Here is a 19,858-nt window from a genome sequence, read left to right as displayed (position 1 = left end):
TTATTAATAAGTTTATGCGATTTTACAAATCCTTAGGATCCACACTAAATTTTAATTCACCATTTTTTCGCATTGCAAAATGCTTTGCACATTCTTTTTTCAAACGATTAACTAATTCATCTCTATACTCTAATGGCACTCTTACAACTGCTTTAACTCTGTCGTTTAACTCTTCAAAGCGTTGAGAATTTTGCTCGTGCAATGTTGAAGGAGGCTTCATTGGAACAATTCCAAGTAAAGGTGGAAGATATTCGGATTCACTCGAATCGCCTGAAACCACAGATTCACTATCTTTAGTTTCGACTTTTAACATTGGAAGATTACTAGAACTATCTAAATCACCATTTTTGCTTACAACTTTTGTAATATCTTCGCTTACATCTACACTCATTGCGCCAATCGCATTAAGCGTATCTACTACAGCCTGCCTAAAACCCCATATTCTTGCGACACATACAGTTGGCGGAAGAAGTGCTTCACTTCTTTCTTGCAACTCTTGTTTAGAAAGAATTGATGAATCCCATTCTTCCAAAGATTTAGCGAGAATATCGTAAGTTTCACCCAAAATAAGAACGCTTCCACCTCTGTTTTTTGACGCACACATTGAAGCTGCTTTCATCCAAGCATTCAAAGTGTCTATTCGAGAATCTAAACCAGTGTTGTAAAGACTCGTCCACGCGTCTAAAATCGCAACAAGACCATATTCTCCGCAAGAATTTTTAGATGAGCTTAAAACTCGAGGTTCTGCTCCTAAAGTACAAATGACAATCATCGGCTTCTGGTCAATCCACTCTATAACGCCACTTTTCTGCTTCGCGGAAGATATAACAATTGGAACATCATTGAAAATCTTAAATATTTCCTTGGCGGTAAAATTGACGCCAACACGAATAGCCTCGATAAAGTTAGATCCACTAGAACAATTCGAGCACTTCCAGCCAATCGCAGCACTTCCACACCATGCGCATTTAGGAGCAGAACCATCTATAGGTAAGTCAAGAGGACCTGTACAGCGCTTACAACGAGCCATACTATGGCATTTTTTGCATGCAGCACGCTGAACAGTATCGTCTTGTGCTGTAACAAGTAAAACAGGCAGATTTGCGTCTAAAGTTTGTCTAATCGACGCTAGTGCAGTATACGGTATTCTAGACCCTGCACTCGGGTCATTTATCTTATTAAGGTTATCAGAATTAAGTAAACGAACCCATGGGCAAGCATTACTAACAATAGTATTAAATGGTTTAATTTCAACTAAAGGTCCACTTACTTTTGCAGCAAGATTTTTTCCTTTTAATTCGTTTTGGCTTATTACGCTTCTAGCAAAAGACATTGTTATGAAAACGCCATTATGATTTTGTGCGCGCAATCGCATAACGCCTCTAGCTTGAGCGTAAGGCATCATACCATCTGCGTACTGATATGCGCCATCTTCTACAATCACAAAAAGCGCTTGCGACTCAACTGGTGCATACATTGCAGATCTTGTTCCTAAAACACATGGAACAATTCCTTTTTCTATAGCTCTCCACGCTCTATACCTGTCTGCTGGAGAATCATATGCGCAAAGACGAGCAACATCTCCACTTAAAGTTCCACTTGGATTCTGCGATTTTTTATAAGGTTTAAGACCATAAACCATAAGGGCACGCATAACATCGTTTACTTCGCGAATTGTAGGAAGAACAACAGCAACTTGACGACCAGCTCTTATTGCAGTTACAATAATCCACGCTAAATCCTGAGCCCATCTCATTGCTCCTGGTAAGGCATCTATAAGAAAAGCTTTGCAATTATTCTTATAATTATTCGAAAGCGAACTATTTTCATGATGCAAATAATACGGTTTATGAACATCTTCTAAGGATTGTTTAAGAAGATTCGCATTATTGTAGGATGCAATCATACGAGCATATGTTGTTTTTCTAAGATTCTCACCTCCATCGTATTGAGATATCGCGCAAGTATCATTAGACCTAAAATTTTTTTGTAATTCATTAATCCATTTTACTCTTTTAGATAAATGAATATCGTCCAGCAAATTTTCTTTATCTACACCAGCAATTCTTCTAGGTAAAGCAAGTCTAATAATATTAGCTCTTGTTCCACCATAAGCATCAGCTATTGAAGAAATATCTTCCATAAAAGATTTAGAAACTACTTCCCCTATTGGAATAATTTTTTCAATAAACTTTAATGAAGATATTGGTGTTGTGCTTGATTCACTCCTACTCCAAATAATTCCATTTACGCGTCTAGTACCAAATTTGACGCGGACCATACACCCTGGCTTAGCGTAATCATCCTGATCTTTGCTAACAATGTAATCAAAAGTTTTACCGAGATGAGATGCTTGAACATCCAGCACAATATGAGCAATAGGGCAATTATCAGCTTGACTCTGGGTTGAATCACTCTTCTTACGCCTACGTGGTTTGCGCGCTAAACCATCAAGTGAAGGCTGCTCAAGCATTAGCACATCCTTTTAAATCCTCAAATCAATTTTTTAAAGATTTTACCTCATTCTTAATCTGATCAACACGATTAAGTCTTTCCCAAGGAAAATCAACATCTGTTCTTCCAAAATGTCCATAAGCAGAAGTTTTCGAGTAGATTGGTCGAAGCAAATCAAGCTCGTCGATAATTGCTGCTGGGCGTAAATCAAAGACTTTTCGAACAATCTTAGAAATATCTGAACGAGTAATTCCATTAGCTTCGGTTCCAAAAGTTTCTACATTCACGCTAACAGGCTCTGCAATTCCAATCGCATATGCAACTTGTACCTCTATTTTATGGGCTAAACCTGCGGCAACAAGATTCTTAGCAACCCAACGCGCAGCATAGGCTGCAGAACGATCCACTTTACTAGGGTCTTTGCCAGAAAAAGCTCCACCACCATGATGTGCAGCCCCTCCATAAGTGTCTACAATAATTTTTCTGCCTGTTAAACCAGAATCTGCTGCAGGACCACCCAAAACAAAAGATCCAGTTGGATTTACAAGCATTCTGTAATCATTATGATTTACGTTTTTCCCTAACACTTTGTTAAGAACAGGCTCTACAACGTTTTGGACAAGTTGATTTCTAAGCCAATCATGACTCACATCTGGGTCGTGCTGTGTTGAAATAAGAACAGTATCTAAACGAACAGGGTTCCCAAATTCATCATATTCGATTGTAACCTGTGTTTTACCGTCTGGTCTAAGTTTAGATACAATTCCAGATTTTCGCACGTAGGATAGGCGCTGGGCAAGCTGATGAGCTAGATATATTGTAAGGGGCATATAAGCGTCTGTCTCATCGCTAGCATATCCAAACATAACGCCTTGATCGCCTGCACCTTGGCTTTTATAACGATCTTCTTTAGACGCAATACTTTCGGATTCTAAATCTAATCTAGAAACACCTTGATTTATCTCCGCGCTTTGCTCAGTTAAAGATACCATTACTCCACATGAATCAGCATCCAAGCCAACAGTTGAACTGTTGTATCCCACTTCGCGTACAACTTTTCTAACAATGCCTGGTATGTCGGTGTATACTTCTCCCCTAACTTCCCCGAAGACTACAAATTGTCCTACGCATGCACAAACTTCAACAGCAACATGCGCATGAGAATCTTGACGAAGCATATCATCTAGAATCGCATCTGCAATCTGATCACAAAGCTTATCAGGATGACCTTCTGTAACAGATTCTGCAGAAATAAGTTTAGCTTCCGACATAACTCCCCTTTAATTAAAAAATTAAAACTTATGCACTAAAACCAATAACAGCCGCATATCCAATACCAACAAGCATAGGATAATACGGCTGCAATTAAAAATGTAAAGAAAACTTAATTTCCCTCATTCATATCATCTTCACCAAGATTCTCCACCAGCAAACCTTTATTAATTTCTCGGAATGCTATAGAAAGAGGCTTCTCCTGGTTTCTATAATCAACAAGAGGACCGACGTTCTGCAACAATCCTTCGTTGAGCTGAGTGAAATAAGAATTAATCTGCCGTGCTCGTTTTGCGGCAAACAAGGCAAGCGCATACTTGGAATCCGCATGCTGCATCAAATCATCAATAGGCGGATTTGCAAGTCCCGTAGGTGTTGGCTTAGTGCCCAATGCCATAATGTTCTCCATATTCTATGGTGCCACAATAGTTTCCAAGTAGACTATTGTAAGCTATTGCAAGGATATTTAGGAATTACTCATTTAGATTAATCTAAATTAATTTAAATTAATCTAAATCGTATTCTTTAGCTATTATCTTCCAAAGTTCATCTGCAGCGCGCTGAGCATCGTCATTAACAATCACAAAATCAAACTCGCTAGACGCAGCCATTTCTACTTTAGCGGTTTGCAAACGCTTAGCCTGCTGCTCAGGAGTTTCAGTACCTCTACCAATAAGTCTACGCTTAAGCTCCTCAAAGCTAGGAGGGGCAATAAATACGTATACGACTTCTAAACCTAATCTAGAAGCTTCCTGCTTAACTCTCCTAGCTCCCTGAAGATCAATTTCTAAAAGAGTTGGAACGTTTTGAGCAAGATGATCTAAAACAGGCTGAATTAAAGTGCCATAATGTGCCATTCCATGAACAATAGCAGTCTCCAGAAACTCTCCGTTCCTCTTCCTGCGCTCAAACTCTTCTTCATCAATGAACCAATAATGAATTCCATTAAACTCATCATAACGAGGTTTTCTGGTAGTCGCAGAAACAGAAAGCCAAATATTAGGATGTTTTTCGCGCAATACTCCCTCAACAGTGCCCTTACCAGCTGCAGTAGGACCAGTAAGAACAATCAAACGCCTTTTAGTAGCGACTGGCATACTCTGTGTATCGTTTAAACTAACCATATTTGACTCTCTTAGATAATTTTTATGAATCCATTAAAGCTTGACGAATATCCCAAGCTATTCGTTCAGTTGCAGTAGATAATGCACCAATATCTGGACCATGAGAAGCAATAGACCTAGAAACTGTTACTAAAACATTTCCATGCGTACCAGCAAAAACCGTTTTCAAATCGTTAGCTTCCGCTCCCTGCCAACCGTAACCTGGAGAAAGAATAGGACCAGTAAAACTCGTTAAATCGATTCCACCGCCATTCATCCAATCTCCAATAGTGGCTCCAACAATTAAGCCAACAGAACCCATGCCCTTTGTATTATTGTTAAAAATTTGCGCAGTTTGAGCAATACCATGAGCAACAGTTGTGCCGCGGTAGGAACCAGTCTGACGAATAGCAGTTTGCAAGCTAGCGCCTTCGCGATTAGACGTTAGAGAAGCAATAAACACGCCCCTGCCATTATTAAGAGCCTCATTAATCAACCCACCCATTGACCTAGCTCCGTAATACGGAAGAAGTGTAATAGCATCAGTAAGAAGAGGCGCATCTGGCTTAAAGTATGCGTCGGCAAGCGCAGAGATTGTTGTAGACAAACCACCATGACCACAATCAACAATAGTAATTACGTCCATTTGTCTTGCAGCATACAGCACTCGTTCGAGCGCCGCGAACCCCTTAGACCCGTAACGCTCGAACATGCTCGACTGGAATTTTACGGCAGCAGCTCTGCCGTTCATGGCCTGAAGCATACGCATGGAGAACAATTCTGCTCCTTGAGCATCCATCTTGTATCCCCAATTAAGCAGCATCTTGCGGTGCGGATCTATGCCAACGCATAATGGCCCATATTTTGCCATAGCGTTTTTTAGACGCAATCCAAAATCGGATCTTTGCGCCTGCAATTCCTGCTCTCGTATGCTTTCGGTCATGTATTAAGCCCGACTTTCTTCGTTTTCTGCCTTCTCGATTGCAAACAGTTGCTTTGCATGCTCCTGAATGCTCATCACTTGGTAATCGTTGTTCTTAACGGCTTCTATAGCCATAAGAACTGGTGCAAACTCCGTAATTGTAGTGAATTGCGGAAGGTCTGCTGCAACAGCAGCTGCACGAATAGCATAACCATCTGTACGCGACCCTCTGGAATTCGGCGTGTTCAACACCATATCAATCTTACCATTCTCAATCAGCTCAACCACGTTTTTGCCGATTCTTTCATGCGAAGGCACGTCATTTCGCACATCCTTCGCCGTGTCGCCAAGGCTAGAAAGCTTATCAACAATAACGGAATCAATGCCGTAACGTCTAAGAACAGATGCCGTACCTTCTGTAGCCCAAATCGTAAATCCAAGCTCTACTAGGCGCACTGCAAGTAGCGGCAATTGTCTTTTATCTGCATCACTTACAGACACAAACACGTTGCCGCTTGTAGGCAAACCGCCCTTGTACGCTGCAAGCTGACTCTTAGCAAAAGCATGTGGGAAGTCGCGGTCAAAGCCCATAACTTCTCCAGTAGAGCGCATCTCTGGTCCGAGCAAAATATCGACTGTGCGACCAACAGGCGTGCGGAAACGTTTGAAAGGCAAGACGGAAGCTTTAATAGCAACTTGCTGGCCTGGGTGAATATCTCCACCATCTCCCTTAGGAAGAAGAAGACCGCGCTTTCGCTGCTGTGCGATTGTTTCCCCAGCCATAATTCGAGCAGCAGCTTTAGCAAGAGCAACTCCCGTAGCTTTAGACGCAAACGGAACAGTACGAGATGCTCGAGGATTCGCCTCAATTACGTACAAAGTGTTTGCCATAAAAGCATATTGCACATTAATAAGACCACGAACTGAGCATCCGCGAGCAATCGAAAGCGTGCCCTCGCGAAGTCTACGAATTTGATCGTCGGAAAGCGTGCTTGGAGGAAGAGTACAAGCAGCGTCACCAGAGTGTACGCCAGCTTCCTCAACATGCTCCATAATTCCGCCAATATAAAGCTCATTGCCGTCGTAAAGTGCGTCAACATCAATCTCAATAGCGTCCTGAAGGAATTTATCAATCAAAAGCGGCGAAGGCAAACGACCAGAAACAACAGTGTCTGCTTGAGCTTCCTGTAAAGCACGATCCACATATTTTGCAAGCTGAGCATCATCGTACACGATTTCCATTCCTCGACCGCCAAGCACATAACTTGGTCGCACAAGAACAGGGTAACCAATTGCGTGAGCAGCATCTTTAGCCTCTTCAAGGCTTAATGCAGTTCCGTAGCGCGGAGCATTCATGCCTTCTTGACGAAGAACCTCACCGAAAAGCTCGCGATTTTCTGCCAAATCAATAGCCTCAGGCGTAGTGCCCAAAATTGGAACTCCTGCAGCTTTAAGGCGCGCTGCAAGCGAAAGTGGAGTTTGGCCGCCAAGTTGCACAATAACACCTTTTACTGGACCAAGCTTCTTTTCTGCTTGGTAAATTTCGAGCACGTCTTCAAAAGTAAGCGGCTCAAAGTAAAGGCGATCCGACATATCGTAGTCTGTAGAAACTGTTTCAGGATTGCAATTGACCATAATTGTGTCGTAATCCTTACCCAGCTCTTGCACAGCATGAACGCAAGTGTAGTCAAACTCAATACCCTGACCTATTCTGTTTGGACCAGAGCCAAGAATGATTACAGCTTCACGATCGCGTGGCTTAAGCTCGCTTTCGTCAGCGTAGCAAGAATAGTAGTAAGGTGTTACAGCGTCGAACTCGGCAGCACACGTGTCAACCGTTTTGTAAACAGGATGCAATCCATACGCCCAGCGAAGCTCTCGAACCATGTTTTCGCCTTCGTCGCCAAGATTACGCAAATGCGCAATTTGAACATCCGAAAGACCAGCAAGCTTAGCATTCTTTAACACTTTTGGCGTCAAATTTTCTGCTTCACGAACCTCTAAAGCTGTTTTATTGATTAACGAAAGCTGCTCAACAAACCATGGGTCTATCTTTGTTGCGTCAAAAATCTGCTCAGGCGTAGCCCCACCCCAGAGCGCGCGCTGAATTTGCAAGTAGCGGTGCTCGGTTGGAGTATGAATTTCTTCAAGAAGCTTAGCAACTTCTTCTTTACTTGGGCGCTCGCCGTCCCAATTAAAGCAAGCGTGACGTTTATCAATTGATCGCATTGCTTTTCCAAGAGATTCCTGGAAATTTCCAGCCAAAGCCATTGCTTCGCCGACTGACTTCATAGAAGTTGTAAGCGTAGTGTCTGCTCCAGGGAACTTTTCAAAAGCAAAGCGCGGAATCTTAGTTACAACATAGTCAATCGTTGGCTCAAAGCTTGCAGGAGTTGAACGCGTAATATCGTTTTGAATTTCGTCCAAAGTGTATCCGAGGGCAAGTTTTGTAGCGATTTTTGCAATCGGGAAACCAGTTGCTTTAGATGCTAGCGCAGAAGAACGCGAAACTCGCGGATTCATTTCGATTACGATAATGCGACCAGTTCGAGGATTGATTGCAAACTGAATATTGCATCCGCCAGTGTCAACGCCAACACCTCGAATAATCGCGATGCCAATATCGCGCATCTTTTGATACTCGCGATCTGTTAGCGTAAAGCATGGAGCAACTGTAATCGAGTCGCCTGTGTGAACGCCTACAGGATCAACATTTTCGATTGGGCACACAACAACAACATTGTCTTTGGAATCTCGCATAAGCTCAAGCTCAAATTCCTTCCAACCTTCAATGCCTTCTTCAATAAGCACTTCGTTTGTTGGAGAATAGTGAATGCCTGCTCCTGCAATGCGGTGTAATTCTTCCTGATTGTGAGCAATTCCAGAGCCTAAACCTCCCATTGTGAAGCTTGGACGCACAACAACTGGGTACCCTAGTGTTTCAACAATTTTGTCTACTTCTTCAATTGAGTGAGCAATAAAGGATTTTGCACTTTCTGCCCCAGCTTTTTCAACAACTTTTTTGAAAAGCTCACGGTCCTCTCCGCGGTCGATTGCCTCAAGAGATGCACCAATAAGCTCTACATTATACTTTTCTAAGATTCCTGCACGACCCAAGTCCATTGCGGCATTAAGAGCAGTTTGACCACCTAATGTTGGAAGAAGCGCATCTGGCTTCTCTTTAGCAATAATGCGCTCCAAAATTGCCGTGTCTATTGGCTCAATATATGTTGCGTCTGCAAGCTCTGGGTCCGTCATAATAGTAGCAGGATTAGAGTTTACAAGAATTACGCGGATTCCTTCTTCGTGAAGGACTCGGCAAGCTTGCGTTCCAGAGTAGTCGAATTCTGCAGCCTGACCAATTACGATTGGACCAGAACCAATAACCATTACGGATTTAATATCAGCACGTTTTGGCATTATAAATTCCTTTTATCCCTTTATACCTACTATTTTTCGCTTTTATTCTTGTGATTTTGCATAAGTTCTACAAAGCGGTTAAACAAGTACGATGCATCATGAGGTCCTGCGGCTGCTTCTGGATGATATTGCACAGAAAAAGCTGGAATATCAAGGCATTGCAAGCCTTCTACAACATTGTCGTTAAGATCTACATGAGACACTATTACGCGACCAAAATGGCCATTTTCGTAAGGCGATTGGATAGTCTCACCAATAGGAGCATCTACAGCAAATCCGTGATTATGAGCAGTAACTTCCACTTTTCCAGTAGTCACGTCTTTTACAGGCTGATTTATGCCACGATGACCAAACTTAAGCTTGTACGTTCCAAACCCAAGCGCGCGACCTAAAAGCTGGTTTCCAAAGCATATTCCAAAGAATGGGTATCCTGCGTCTAACACGTTACGCAATAATTCCACTTCTCGATTTGCTTGAGCAGGATCACCTGGTCCATTCGAGAAGAACACGCCATCTGCGTTAAGTGCTTGAAGTGACTCAAAGCTTATTGAGGAGCTTACAACGTGCACACGGCATCCACGCTGTGCCAAACGATGCGGAGTCATGGCTTTTATACCAAAGTCCACAGCTACAACAGTGTAAAGAGGCTCCTTGCCCTCATAATCTCCACAAGGCTCAATCGTATAAGCTTCTTGCGTGCTAACTTCGTCAGTTAGTCGCAAGCCTTGCATTTGAGGAGTTTGTTTAATCTCATTCACAAAAGACGCAACTGTGCGAATTGCTCCAGTAGATTTGTCTATCAGTGCTTCATTAGAAAAAATGCCGGCACGCATAACGCCAACTGAGCGTAAATGTCGTACCAGCATTCTCGTATCAATACCACTGATTCCTACTATCCCTTGTTTTTCTAAATCATCTTCCAAGGAACCAGTGGATCTCCAATTGCTAACAATAGGGCTTGGAGCTTTTACCACGTATCCTGCAACCCATATTTTTGAAGATTCTGGGTCTTCATTGTTAATTCCCGTATTTCCTATGTGTGGGAACGTTTGAACAACTATTTGTTGATCATAACTTGGATCAGTAAGCGTTTCTTGGTAACCAGTCATTCCTGTAGAGAACACGATTTCAGCGCGCGTAGAACCTTTTGCGCCAAATGGTTTACCAACGTAAACTTGTCCGTCTTCCAATACTAATACTGCATCATCAGTGCCGAATCCGGCGAAGGTGTCGTTATAGCCCACCTTAACCCCCTTATGGCTTTAGGTTATTCGTGGCAAGTCTACTCAGATTGGCGGACGGCGACGCGCCGATAATAGCTATCAACAATTTCTCAATGCAAATTATTATTACGAATTCATTATTACGAATTCATTATTACGAATTCATTATTACGAATTCATTATTACGAATTCATAATAAAAAAAATCCGCTTAACGCTACTGCACTAAACGGATTATACGCAATTTTAAATTCACTCAACAGAATCAGTATTAAATTCATTAGAAGATTGTTCAACATCTGAAGAATCAGCTGCTTCAGTTTCATTAACTTCTCCAGCAGTATCTTCCGCAGATGCCTCACCATTAAACTTTGCTAAGCAAGCTTCTTTGTCTGCCATAATCGCGCTTAACAAGCCATGAATAAACGCAATAGCATCATCATCACTATACATTTTTGCGAGAGAAATAGCCTCATCGATAGCTACCTTATCTGGAACTTCGTCGTTTAAGAGAATCTCCCATACGGCTATTCGCAAAATATTACGATCAATCACAGCCATTCTTCCGACTTTCCAGCCAGTAGAATAACGATTCAATGTCTTATCAATCCTATTTCTACGTTCACCAACTCCTCGAATAATATCAACAGCATAATCTGGAAGAGGAGTTTGCGCACCTGGCTCCTTCAAACGTTCTTCAAGCAAAGAAAGAATATTTTGATTCTTTTCATCTGCTTCATACAGCGTATTCAAAGCCCTTTTGCGAGCGGTGGAACGTGCCATAGTATCGTCTTTCTATCAAACTACATAGTCTTATAGATCATTAAAGTCTACAAGAATTAAACTTACATCAATATATATCAAATATTGCACAAAATAGCTATTGCAAAATAAAACGACTCAGCAACAAGAATCGCCGCCGAGTCGCTTTATACAAAAAATTTAATTAGTTTTCACGACCAAGGTAAGAGCCGTCACGAGTGTCGACCTTCACCTTTTCGCCTTCACCCACGAAGAGTGGAACCTGGATTTCAGCACCGGTTTCCACGGTTGCAGGCTTAGTGCCAGCGTTAGAACGGTTACCTTGCAAACCAGGTTCAGTGTGAGTGATGGTCAAAATTACAGAAGCTGGAAGCTCAACGCTCAAAGGAGTGCCGTCATGGAAACTTACAATGCAATCAGTGCCTTCAAGCAAATACTTGCTTTGTTCACCAACTAAGTCCTTAGGAATATAAACCTGATCATAAGTGTTCATATCCATAAAGACGAAGTTATCGCCATCTTCATAAGAGTACTGCAAAGTGCGATTATCAACGGTCTCGAACTCCATTTTCATGCCGGCGTTAAAAGTCTTGTCGACAATCTTGCCCGAGAGCACGTTCTTAATGGTGGTACGCACAAAAGCAGGACCTTTACCTGGCTTAACATGCTGGAACTTGATAACGGTCCAAAGCTGACCTTCAAGGTTCAAAACCGATCCATTTTTAATATCATTGGTAGTCTGTGCCACGAGTTATCCGTTTCTTTCGTTAATTAAAGCTGCAATATACACAGCTAAGAAATAAACCTTGCTTATTATGCCACAAAGCGTCAACTAATTAAAATAACAACTAAAATAACAACACGCATTTAACGCGATTATTCGTTACTCTTGATCGTTTTGTTCCGACGACTCTGAGTTTTGACTACGACCCATTGGAATATAGCCACCTTGATCATCCTGAGGATGTGGAGCATCAAAAGGATACCCATTGCCATCTCTACTTAAAAATCTATCGCTCACTTTTTTAATTCTATCTTCGTACTGGCTTATAACAGCTTTTATTTTTTGATAAGACTGTCTTAACTCTTGATAATTATTGCTGCTTTTAGCAAGAGCATTACCAGCATCATTAATAGCATTTTCTAGACTTTTAGAAGCAACAGCTAAAATAGGCAAATCTTTCGCTTTTTCTACAAGCTCTCTAGCTTTTTTAACAAGATTTAACAATTGATCGCCAAAAGAAGTTCTGCTTGTTTTTAAAAGATTATCAGAAGATTTTTTAAGCGAATCAGCATCTTTACTCAAAGTATCCAACTGGTTGGAAAGCTTATTTTCGACTGATGGTGAATCGTAAGAACTGGCTCCAACTGGACAATCTGAAATATCATTTTTCAAATCATCATTGGCATAATTTAAGGAAGATTGAAAATCGTCAACAGCATCCTTAACTGAATCAAAATCAGCATCAAAATCGGAAGATTTTATTTCAGAAGCATCATGCACGTTTTGGCTTGAAATAATTTTTTTAAGATTAGCTTTAGCTGAAAGAACTTGTGTACGCAACTGCACGCACTTTTTAGATGGCTCGCCCGCGTTTATATTACTCTTAGAACTATTCGCAAACAAAGACAACCATATTCCGATAACAATTGCCACTGCAGTAAGTGAAATAGATATAATCACTGCAATAGCTTTCTTATCGCTTAATAATGATCTGTTTGAATCATTACTAGACCGATCAAAAATGACATCTTGCTCATACTCAGGCGGATTATTAAATGAAGCTATATCATTCAAATCCTGATATTCGTTATTGTCCTCTTTCATAATCCGCCATTCCTGTTTAACAAACCTATGTATGAATAAAATAGCAAGAACACAACTCATACATGACTTATATAATTGCTTGATTATATAAGTCTATAATTGTATAAGTCTATATTGCACAAACAATTTACGCACCATATTCTCGCAAATAATTTTCAGCTCGAGCAGCTAAATTCTCATCCATAACAGCGCTTCCATCATTATTAGTAAGTTTTTGTGCTGCAGCAAAAATTTCACGCACGTTAGCAATTGGCAAAACTGGGAATCCAAACTCCTGCTCTACTGCTTTTACTGCAGAAAGCTCACTATCTTTCGTGCGTTCCATTCTGTCTACTGCCAAAATCAAGCCTACAACTTGCACATTTGCTTCTGCTTTAAGCTTTGGCAAAGTTTCGCGAACTGCGGTTCCAGCGGTCATCACGTCGTCAACTAACAGAACTTTCATGCCGTCTTTTAACGGTTTTCCAACCATAATTCCGCCGTCGCCATGGTCCTTTCGCTCTTTGCGATCGAAAGTAAAACCAACAGGCATATTGTGATTATTCGTCAAAGCCATTGCCGTAGAAACTGCCAGAGGAATACCCTTATAAGCAGGACCAAAAACAGTATCAATGTCTTGCGGAAGTTTGCCATCTTCGATTGCTGCAACAACGCGCTGAGCGTAGTATGCTCCTAAGCTCGCGATTTTCATTCCGTCGTCAAAAGCTCCAGCGTTAATAAAATAAGGTGATTGACGACCAGATTTTAGCGTAAAGTCACCAAATTTAAGTGCGCCTGAATCAAGCAAAAACTTTGTAAAACGTTCGTCTAATTCTGCCATAATTAGCTCTCTTTCTTAAAATAATTTTGAATACTTTCTAAATACTTTCTAAGTACCTTATTAAATACTTAATTTCAGCGCCAAGTCTTTCCTTCGGCAAGTAAAGACGCAAGCTTTGGACGCGAATCAAGCAAATCGTCAAGCTCGCGAGCAATGCGAATAGGAGCAGTAGGATCCACCAAAGCGGCAGCACCAACTTCTACAGCATTAGCGCCAGCATACAAGTATTCCAAAGCTTTTTCGCCAGAATCAATTCCACCAATGCCGATAATTGGAATATCTGGCATAGCTTGGCGAACTCTCCACACAAACCCAAGTCCAATTGGGAAAATAGCAGGACCGGAAACACCTCCTGTGCGGTTTGCAATAATCGGCTCGCCTGTGCGAATATCAATTCGCAAACCAACCAGCGTATTAATCATGCTTAAAGCATCTGCTCCAGCTTCAACAGCAGCTTTGCAAATCGAGACTATATCAGTAACGTTTGGAGTCATTTTTACAATCATTGGTTTATCTGTCATTGCGCGAAGTCGCTTAATTAAGCGGTGCAATGCCACTGGATCCGTGCCAACACTCATTCCGCCGTGAGTCACGTTTGGGCAACTTACGTTAATTTCAAGCATGTCTGCAGAAGAATCTGCAAGCTTTTCAACAACTTGAGCATAATCGTCATCACTGTGGCCAGCAACATTTGTGATTACAAGCGCTCCAAGCTTTTTTAACTTTGGAAGCTCGTCTACTAAATAGTGGTCAACTCCAGGATTTTGCAAACCAACAGCATTCACCATTCCAGAAGGCGATTCTGCAGTGCGCGGAGCAGGATTTCCTTGCCAAGGAACAGGTGAAACGCCTTTTGTGCAAATTGCACCAAGCTGACTCACATCGTAAAAGTGAGCGCAAGCTGCAAGCTGAAACGTGCCAGACGCTGTTCCAACCATATTCTTCCATTCAACTCCAGCTACTTTAGTGCTGTGTTTCCACACATGGCTTGTGTCAAGTCCAAGAGTCGATGCATTATTTTGCGCGCTATTTTGCACATTCTCTAAAGTATTATTCATTTCGTTACTCATATCTTTTTACTCCCAGCCTAATCTTTCAGAGTCAAACACTGGTCCTTCGTTACAAACTTTAAGTCTGCCTTCTAAAGTATCTACAACGCAAGCAACACAAGTTCCATATCCGCATCCCATTCTTGCTTCTAGGCTTAATTGACATTTAACATTACGCTCATGCGTCCAATGAGCTACAGCCTTCATCATTGGCATAGGACCGCAAGAAAGAACAACAATAGGCAAATCGCCATTAAAATCAAAATGATTTTCTTGCTCGAGTTCATTAAGCAAAGTAATAACAGTTCCTTGCGCGTTGCTAATGCTATAAACATTATCAACGTATTCCTTCATAAATGAGTCAGCAAAATGATTATCGCGATATCCAAGAACCGCAGTCACTTTGCAATTCTTGTTTTTTGCAATCGCCTGTGCAGCACAAATCAAAGGAGGAACACCCAATCCCCCGCTTACAAGAACATAGTGCGCTGGCTTAGAAATATCAAAGCCCAATCCTAATGGTCCTAAAGCGTCTACAGTGTCTCCTAATTTAAGCTGCGCAAACTCGGCAGTGCCCTTACCAATCACAGCAAAAATAAGACTAAAAGTATCGTCATCAACGCTTGCAACACCAAATGGTCGAGGAAGCATAGTCGTAGAATCTGGAGAATATAAGTTAACAAATTGCGCAGGAGTGGCAGTTTTAGCAATAGCATCATCGCGCAAAACTAAGCGATACACACCTTCATCAAGCTTTTGATTATCAAGAACTTCTATAGCACGGCGACCTAAAAGACGAGTGTATTTTAAATCATCAGCGTGCAAACTTTTTGCACTAAAAGAATCTGCGCCCGAAGAATCATAAGCGTCTTCACGTAACGTAAATATGGCGTTTCTCAAAGATTTTCGAGTTTGAATAAACATGCCATCACTCATCTAGTTTTACCCTACCTTATGTAGTCGTATCGTTGCGTAATTTAGCTATCTTTAGCTATTTTCAGTTTTAGTTATATTTAGTTATACATGCATAATTGTTTTTACACGCGCATATTCACAATTTTGACACAATGATCTTGAAATAATTCCTAATTGTGATTCGCTTTGCATCAACACTAACACACGATTTATTTATATACTGCTTGTCTTAAATCATCTCTCATGTTTAAAGCAGATTTGCGAGCAGAATCAGATACAATCTCAAGAATATTATTAAGAGAAAGAGAAGACTTGTTTTTAACATAATCTTGCGATTTTCGCCAAGAACCAATAATTCCGCGAGAAGAATTCACTATTGCACCTCGACCATTTTCATCAAACATTCCAGAAACATCTTGTGCCGTTCCACCTTGTGCGCCATAACCTGGAACAAGGAAGAAAGTGTGCGGCATAATCTCGCGCAAACGCTTACCTTCTTCTGGATGAGTTGCTCCAACTACTGCTCCTACTCGCGAATACCCTTTAGTCCCAATATTTGATTCACCCCATTTTTCTATCAAACCTGCCATATGCTCATAAACTGGTTTGCCATCTTCAACAACAAGTTCTTGAAGCTCTTTGCTAGAAGGATTAGACGTGCGCAGAAGAACAAAAATATTTTTATTACGCGCTACTGCCTCATCTATAAATGGCTTAACGCCATCTGAACCCATATATGGGTTTACGGTAAGAGAGTCCTCGTGCCAAACATCTTTTGTGCTAGCGCTTTTAAGAAGATTAACTAAAGATTCGTTAAAATCGTAAGAATCATCTTTGAAATACGAATCAAGATTAGCGAATCCTCGCAAATGTGCTGCATACTGAGCTGCAGTGGAACCAATATCGCCTCGTTTTGCGTCACCAATAACAAATAACCCACGTGATTTTGCATAATCACAAGTCATAGCATAAGTGTCTATTCCAGCTGAACCAAGCGCCTCATACATTGCAATTTGCGGCTTAACAGCTGGAACAATGTCATAAATCGCATCAATAATCGCACGATTAAACTCAAAGTACGATGCAGCAAGCAAGGTTGGCAAAGCCTCTTCATCTTCGACTTCTTGCAAAACTTCATCAGATAATCCACTTAAAATTTGCGCAGGCAAAATCCCAGGCTTTGGATCTAATCCAACAACAGTAGGGTTTTGCTTCGCTGCTATTTCTTCTATCAGTTCGTCCATATTGTTCCTCTACTAGCCGCAAACTATTTTTTAGTTTTTAGTCTTTGTCTTTACTTATAAAACACGACTTATAAAATACACAAATTACATACGAGAAAAGGCGATCTCTGAGCCAACAATAGTAGCCACTGGTCTTCCCTGTAACTGCCATCCTTCAAATGGAGTATTACGAGCCTTTGAATGGAATGAATTCGCATCAACGCTCCATTTTTCACGCATATTAATAAGCACTAAATCAATATTTTCTGGATGTTCAGTTTCACTTAATTTTAATGTTCGTCTCACGGCACAACGCGAAGACACGTTAAGCAAAGCTGCAACATCTGTAGGCCTTCTACTCATAAATTGCATAGGATTAATCGACATAAGTTCAATTAAGTGCTTATCATCCGTATATCCTGCATCAACAAGAACTTTACGGCATACACCATAAGCACATTCCAAACCAATAATCCCATTTGGAGTATTAGCAAAATCGCCAGCTTTATCACCTGCTGTGTGAGGAGCATGATCTGTGGCAATCATATCTATAGTGCCATCTGCAATAGCAGCAAGAGTTGCCTGTCGATCCGCTTTAGATCTTAGTGGTGGATTCATCTTTGCCATTGACCCATACTTAAGCACATCCTCATCGCAAAGAGCAACGTAATGTGGGGCTGTTTCGCAAGTAATCGGCAAACCTTCCTTCTTGGCTTTGCGAATAGCTTCAAAAGCAGCAGCCGTACTAACATGCTGGAAGTGCACGTGAACACCTGTTTTGCGAACTGCTTCTATATCCCTATTAACAATCGCAAGCTCCGTAGACGCAGGAATTCCGCCAACACCTAGAATTTTAGCAACTGGTCCTTCGTTTACCGAGCCATAATCATGGTGCTCACAATGCTCAAGAAGCGGTAATCCTGTTTCTTTCGCCATTTTAAGAACGTCTAGCAAAATCGAATTTGTAACAGCAGAACCATCATCACTTATGGCAGTAATTGGATGCTTTTTCATAGGCGAAGTTTTTTGATTATCATCAACACCATGAACATATTTTTTCCAAAGTTCAATATTGCTTGGTTTTAAACCTTGCCTACTTATTGAAGCACAAACACTTAAATCGTAGTGGACTGGCAATTTTACGCCATAAATACACCCGTATCTTTGCAAAAAATCTATAACGTTTTCTACATCAAAAGGAGCATCATTCCAAGGCTCACCGTCAACAGCTGGAATTGTGTTTGGCATAATCAACACATTCGTATATCCTCCAGCAGCCGCAGCATTGCCCCCAGTCATCATTGTCTCTTTATCAGTTTGACCAGGATCCCTAAAATGCACGTGCGGATCTGCAAAACCAGGAGCAACAATCCAATCGCTTGCATCAATTTCCCCGTAAATTCGGGCATTTTGCTCAATTAAAGCGTCTTGTCTAACGCCATCTACAACCAAATCGATTCGCTCGCCAGTATCCCAAACGGCAATATTTCGCAAGGTTAACATGCGTGAGTCGTTCATATTGCTCCTAGTTTTGCTTATTTCTATTTTTTATTCAGTTTTATTTTTAATTTTGAATTATATTATTCACGTATATTCTACTTGGATTCACTGCAATTCTTCATCACAATACAAGCAATGATACTCATGTTTATCTGACTCAGCTTTATAGAATCTACGCTTAAGAGTCAACTCACTATTTGTTATGCAACGAGAGTTAGGACATATAAGATTTTCTGGAGCATTCTCGTCAGATATGTGAACGCGAGGATTAGCCAACGAAATTCCATGAGCATCGTAAGCTTCCAACTCATCTTTAGGAACATTGACAAAATCAGTCGGTTCATATCCTGGAAGCTCATCTCCAAGAACAGAGCTTTCTAATCCCATTCGCATAAGCATGCCATTCTTAACCTGTTCAAAATATGCTGCACGAGGATCGTCATCAACATCAACAGCGATTTCGTTAATTCTAGGAAGTGGATGAAGCACTGGCATATAAGATTTTGCTTTTTGCAATTTTTCTTCTGTCAAAATGTAAGTGTCACGAAGTCGCAAGTATTGCTCGCGATCTGTAAAACGCTCTTCTTGCACGCGAGTCATGTAAAGAACGTCTAGACTGCCAATAACTTCCATCAAATTGCGCGTTTCTTCGTAAGAGCACGAAGGTGTATCATTAATGCGGTCGATTACGTACTGAGGAGTTTTAAGCTCATCTGGGCTAATTAGCACAAAGTGAACGTTTCCAAAGCGGCATAAAGTTTCGATAAGCGAGTGAACAGTGCGGCCGTATGTTAAATCTCCACATAAACCAACTGTTAAATTATTCAGCCTGCCAAATCGTGCAAGAATTGTAGCTAAATCTGCAAGAGTTTGAGTAGGGTGCATATGACCACCATCTCCTGCGTTAACAACAGGAACACTTCCTGCATGCGACGCCACAAATGCAGCACCTTCTTTAGGATGACGCATAGCTACAACATCTACATAATTTGACACCACTTTTAAAGTGTCGCTAACTGTTTCGCCTTTACTTGCACTAGAAAGCTGAGCGCCTGCAAAACCAATCACCTTTCCACCTAAGCGAAGCATTGCAGTTTCAAAGCTTAGTCGCGTTCTCGTGCTCGGCTCATAAAAAAGAGTGGCCAACACTCTGCCATCGCAAGTGTGGGCCACTTCTTTTCTGTGCTCGTCAATATATCTGGCTTTGTCTAAAAGCATTCGTATTTGCGCCGTGGAAATATCGTCTAAAGTAACAACGCTTTTGTTTGCTAACGATTGAGCAATTGCGCAACGAGAAAAAACTTGATTAGAAGAATCAGAAAATACATTCGTCATAATAGAACCGCTTACCTTTCGCTAGTTGGCAAA

Annotated in this window: 16 protein-coding genes; all 16 read right to left on the bottom strand. The window is 41.2% G+C overall.

The features are described from left to right. Positions 1-22 precede the first annotated feature (22 nt). Positions 23-2,473: a primosomal protein N' gene (locus HXT60_RS02835; RefSeq protein ID WP_421791347.1), complete on the bottom strand. Its 2,451-nt coding sequence runs from the start codon at positions 2,471-2,473 to the stop codon at positions 23-25. A 25-nt stretch (positions 2,474-2,498) separates the two neighbouring features. Continuing rightward, positions 2,499-3,725, bottom strand: a complete 1,227-nt coding sequence (metK, locus tag HXT60_RS02830; protein WP_248911562.1) for a methionine adenosyltransferase — start codon at positions 3,723-3,725, stop codon at positions 2,499-2,501. A 113-nt stretch (positions 3,726-3,838) separates the two neighbouring features. Further along, positions 3,839-4,123, bottom strand: a complete 285-nt coding sequence (gene rpoZ / locus HXT60_RS02825) for a DNA-directed RNA polymerase subunit omega (protein WP_004111763.1) — start codon at positions 4,121-4,123, stop codon at positions 3,839-3,841. A gap of 109 nt (positions 4,124-4,232) precedes the next feature. Continuing rightward, complete coding sequence (gmk, locus tag HXT60_RS02820) at positions 4,233-4,850, bottom strand: guanylate kinase (protein ID WP_065189661.1); 618 nt, start codon at positions 4,848-4,850, stop codon at positions 4,233-4,235. A 22-nt stretch (positions 4,851-4,872) separates the two neighbouring features. After that, positions 4,873-5,772, bottom strand: coding sequence for an orotidine-5'-phosphate decarboxylase (gene pyrF / locus HXT60_RS02815; protein WP_004111765.1), 900 nt, complete (start codon positions 5,770-5,772; stop codon positions 4,873-4,875). Between the two features lie 3 nt (positions 5,773-5,775). Next, entirely contained in the window at positions 5,776-9,171 is a 3,396-nt protein-coding gene (carB, locus tag HXT60_RS02810) for a carbamoyl-phosphate synthase large subunit (RefSeq protein WP_116437790.1), read from the bottom strand. 29 nt (positions 9,172-9,200) lie between these two features. Further along, positions 9,201-10,415: a glutamine-hydrolyzing carbamoyl-phosphate synthase small subunit gene (gene carA / locus HXT60_RS02805; RefSeq protein WP_014554606.1), complete on the bottom strand. Its 1,215-nt coding sequence runs from the start codon at positions 10,413-10,415 to the stop codon at positions 9,201-9,203. Between the two features lie 230 nt (positions 10,416-10,645). Then, the gene (gene nusB, locus HXT60_RS02800) at positions 10,646-11,176 is read right to left on the bottom strand and encodes a transcription antitermination factor NusB (RefSeq protein WP_004111768.1); all 531 of its coding nucleotides are present in this window, start codon (positions 11,174-11,176) and stop codon (positions 10,646-10,648) included. Between the two features lie 163 nt (positions 11,177-11,339). Then, positions 11,340-11,903 carry an elongation factor P gene (gene efp, locus HXT60_RS02795; RefSeq protein ID WP_004115197.1) on the bottom strand — a complete coding sequence of 188 codons (564 nt, stop codon included), beginning with the start codon at positions 11,901-11,903 and terminating at the stop codon, positions 11,340-11,342. A 135-nt stretch (positions 11,904-12,038) separates the two neighbouring features. Beyond that, entirely contained in the window at positions 12,039-12,983 is a 945-nt protein-coding gene (locus HXT60_RS02790; protein WP_248911999.1) for a hypothetical protein, read from the bottom strand. A 127-nt stretch (positions 12,984-13,110) separates the two neighbouring features. Then, entirely contained in the window at positions 13,111-13,803 is a 693-nt protein-coding gene (pyrE, locus tag HXT60_RS02785) for an orotate phosphoribosyltransferase (protein WP_004115202.1), read from the bottom strand. Between the two features lie 74 nt (positions 13,804-13,877). After that, positions 13,878-14,873, bottom strand: coding sequence for a dihydroorotate dehydrogenase (locus HXT60_RS02780; protein WP_048730238.1), 996 nt, complete (start codon positions 14,871-14,873; stop codon positions 13,878-13,880). Positions 14,874-14,879: 6 nt separating this feature from the next. After that, complete coding sequence (locus tag HXT60_RS02775) at positions 14,880-15,788, bottom strand: dihydroorotate dehydrogenase electron transfer subunit (RefSeq protein ID WP_053082781.1); 909 nt, start codon at positions 15,786-15,788, stop codon at positions 14,880-14,882. A gap of 188 nt (positions 15,789-15,976) precedes the next feature. Further along, the gene (gene pyrF, locus HXT60_RS02770; protein ID WP_421791342.1) at positions 15,977-17,011 is read right to left on the bottom strand and encodes an orotidine-5'-phosphate decarboxylase; all 1,035 of its coding nucleotides are present in this window, start codon (positions 17,009-17,011) and stop codon (positions 15,977-15,979) included. 84 nt (positions 17,012-17,095) lie between these two features. Next, on the bottom strand, positions 17,096-18,508 hold the full coding sequence (locus tag HXT60_RS02765) for a dihydroorotase (protein ID WP_004111776.1): 1,413 nt from the start codon (positions 18,506-18,508) through the stop codon (positions 17,096-17,098). A gap of 87 nt (positions 18,509-18,595) precedes the next feature. Further along, positions 18,596-19,825, bottom strand: a complete 1,230-nt coding sequence (gene pyrB / locus HXT60_RS02760; RefSeq protein WP_421791340.1) for an aspartate carbamoyltransferase — start codon at positions 19,823-19,825, stop codon at positions 18,596-18,598. Positions 19,826-19,858: the final 33 nt, after the last annotated feature.

It is taken from the genome of Gardnerella sp. KA01002 (genome assembly GCF_049244015.1).
Lineage (GTDB): Bacteria > Actinomycetota > Actinomycetes > Actinomycetales > Bifidobacteriaceae > Bifidobacterium > Bifidobacterium vaginale.
Note: the sequence above shows the minus strand (reverse complement) of the source record. Positions and strands in the feature narration are given on the sequence as shown.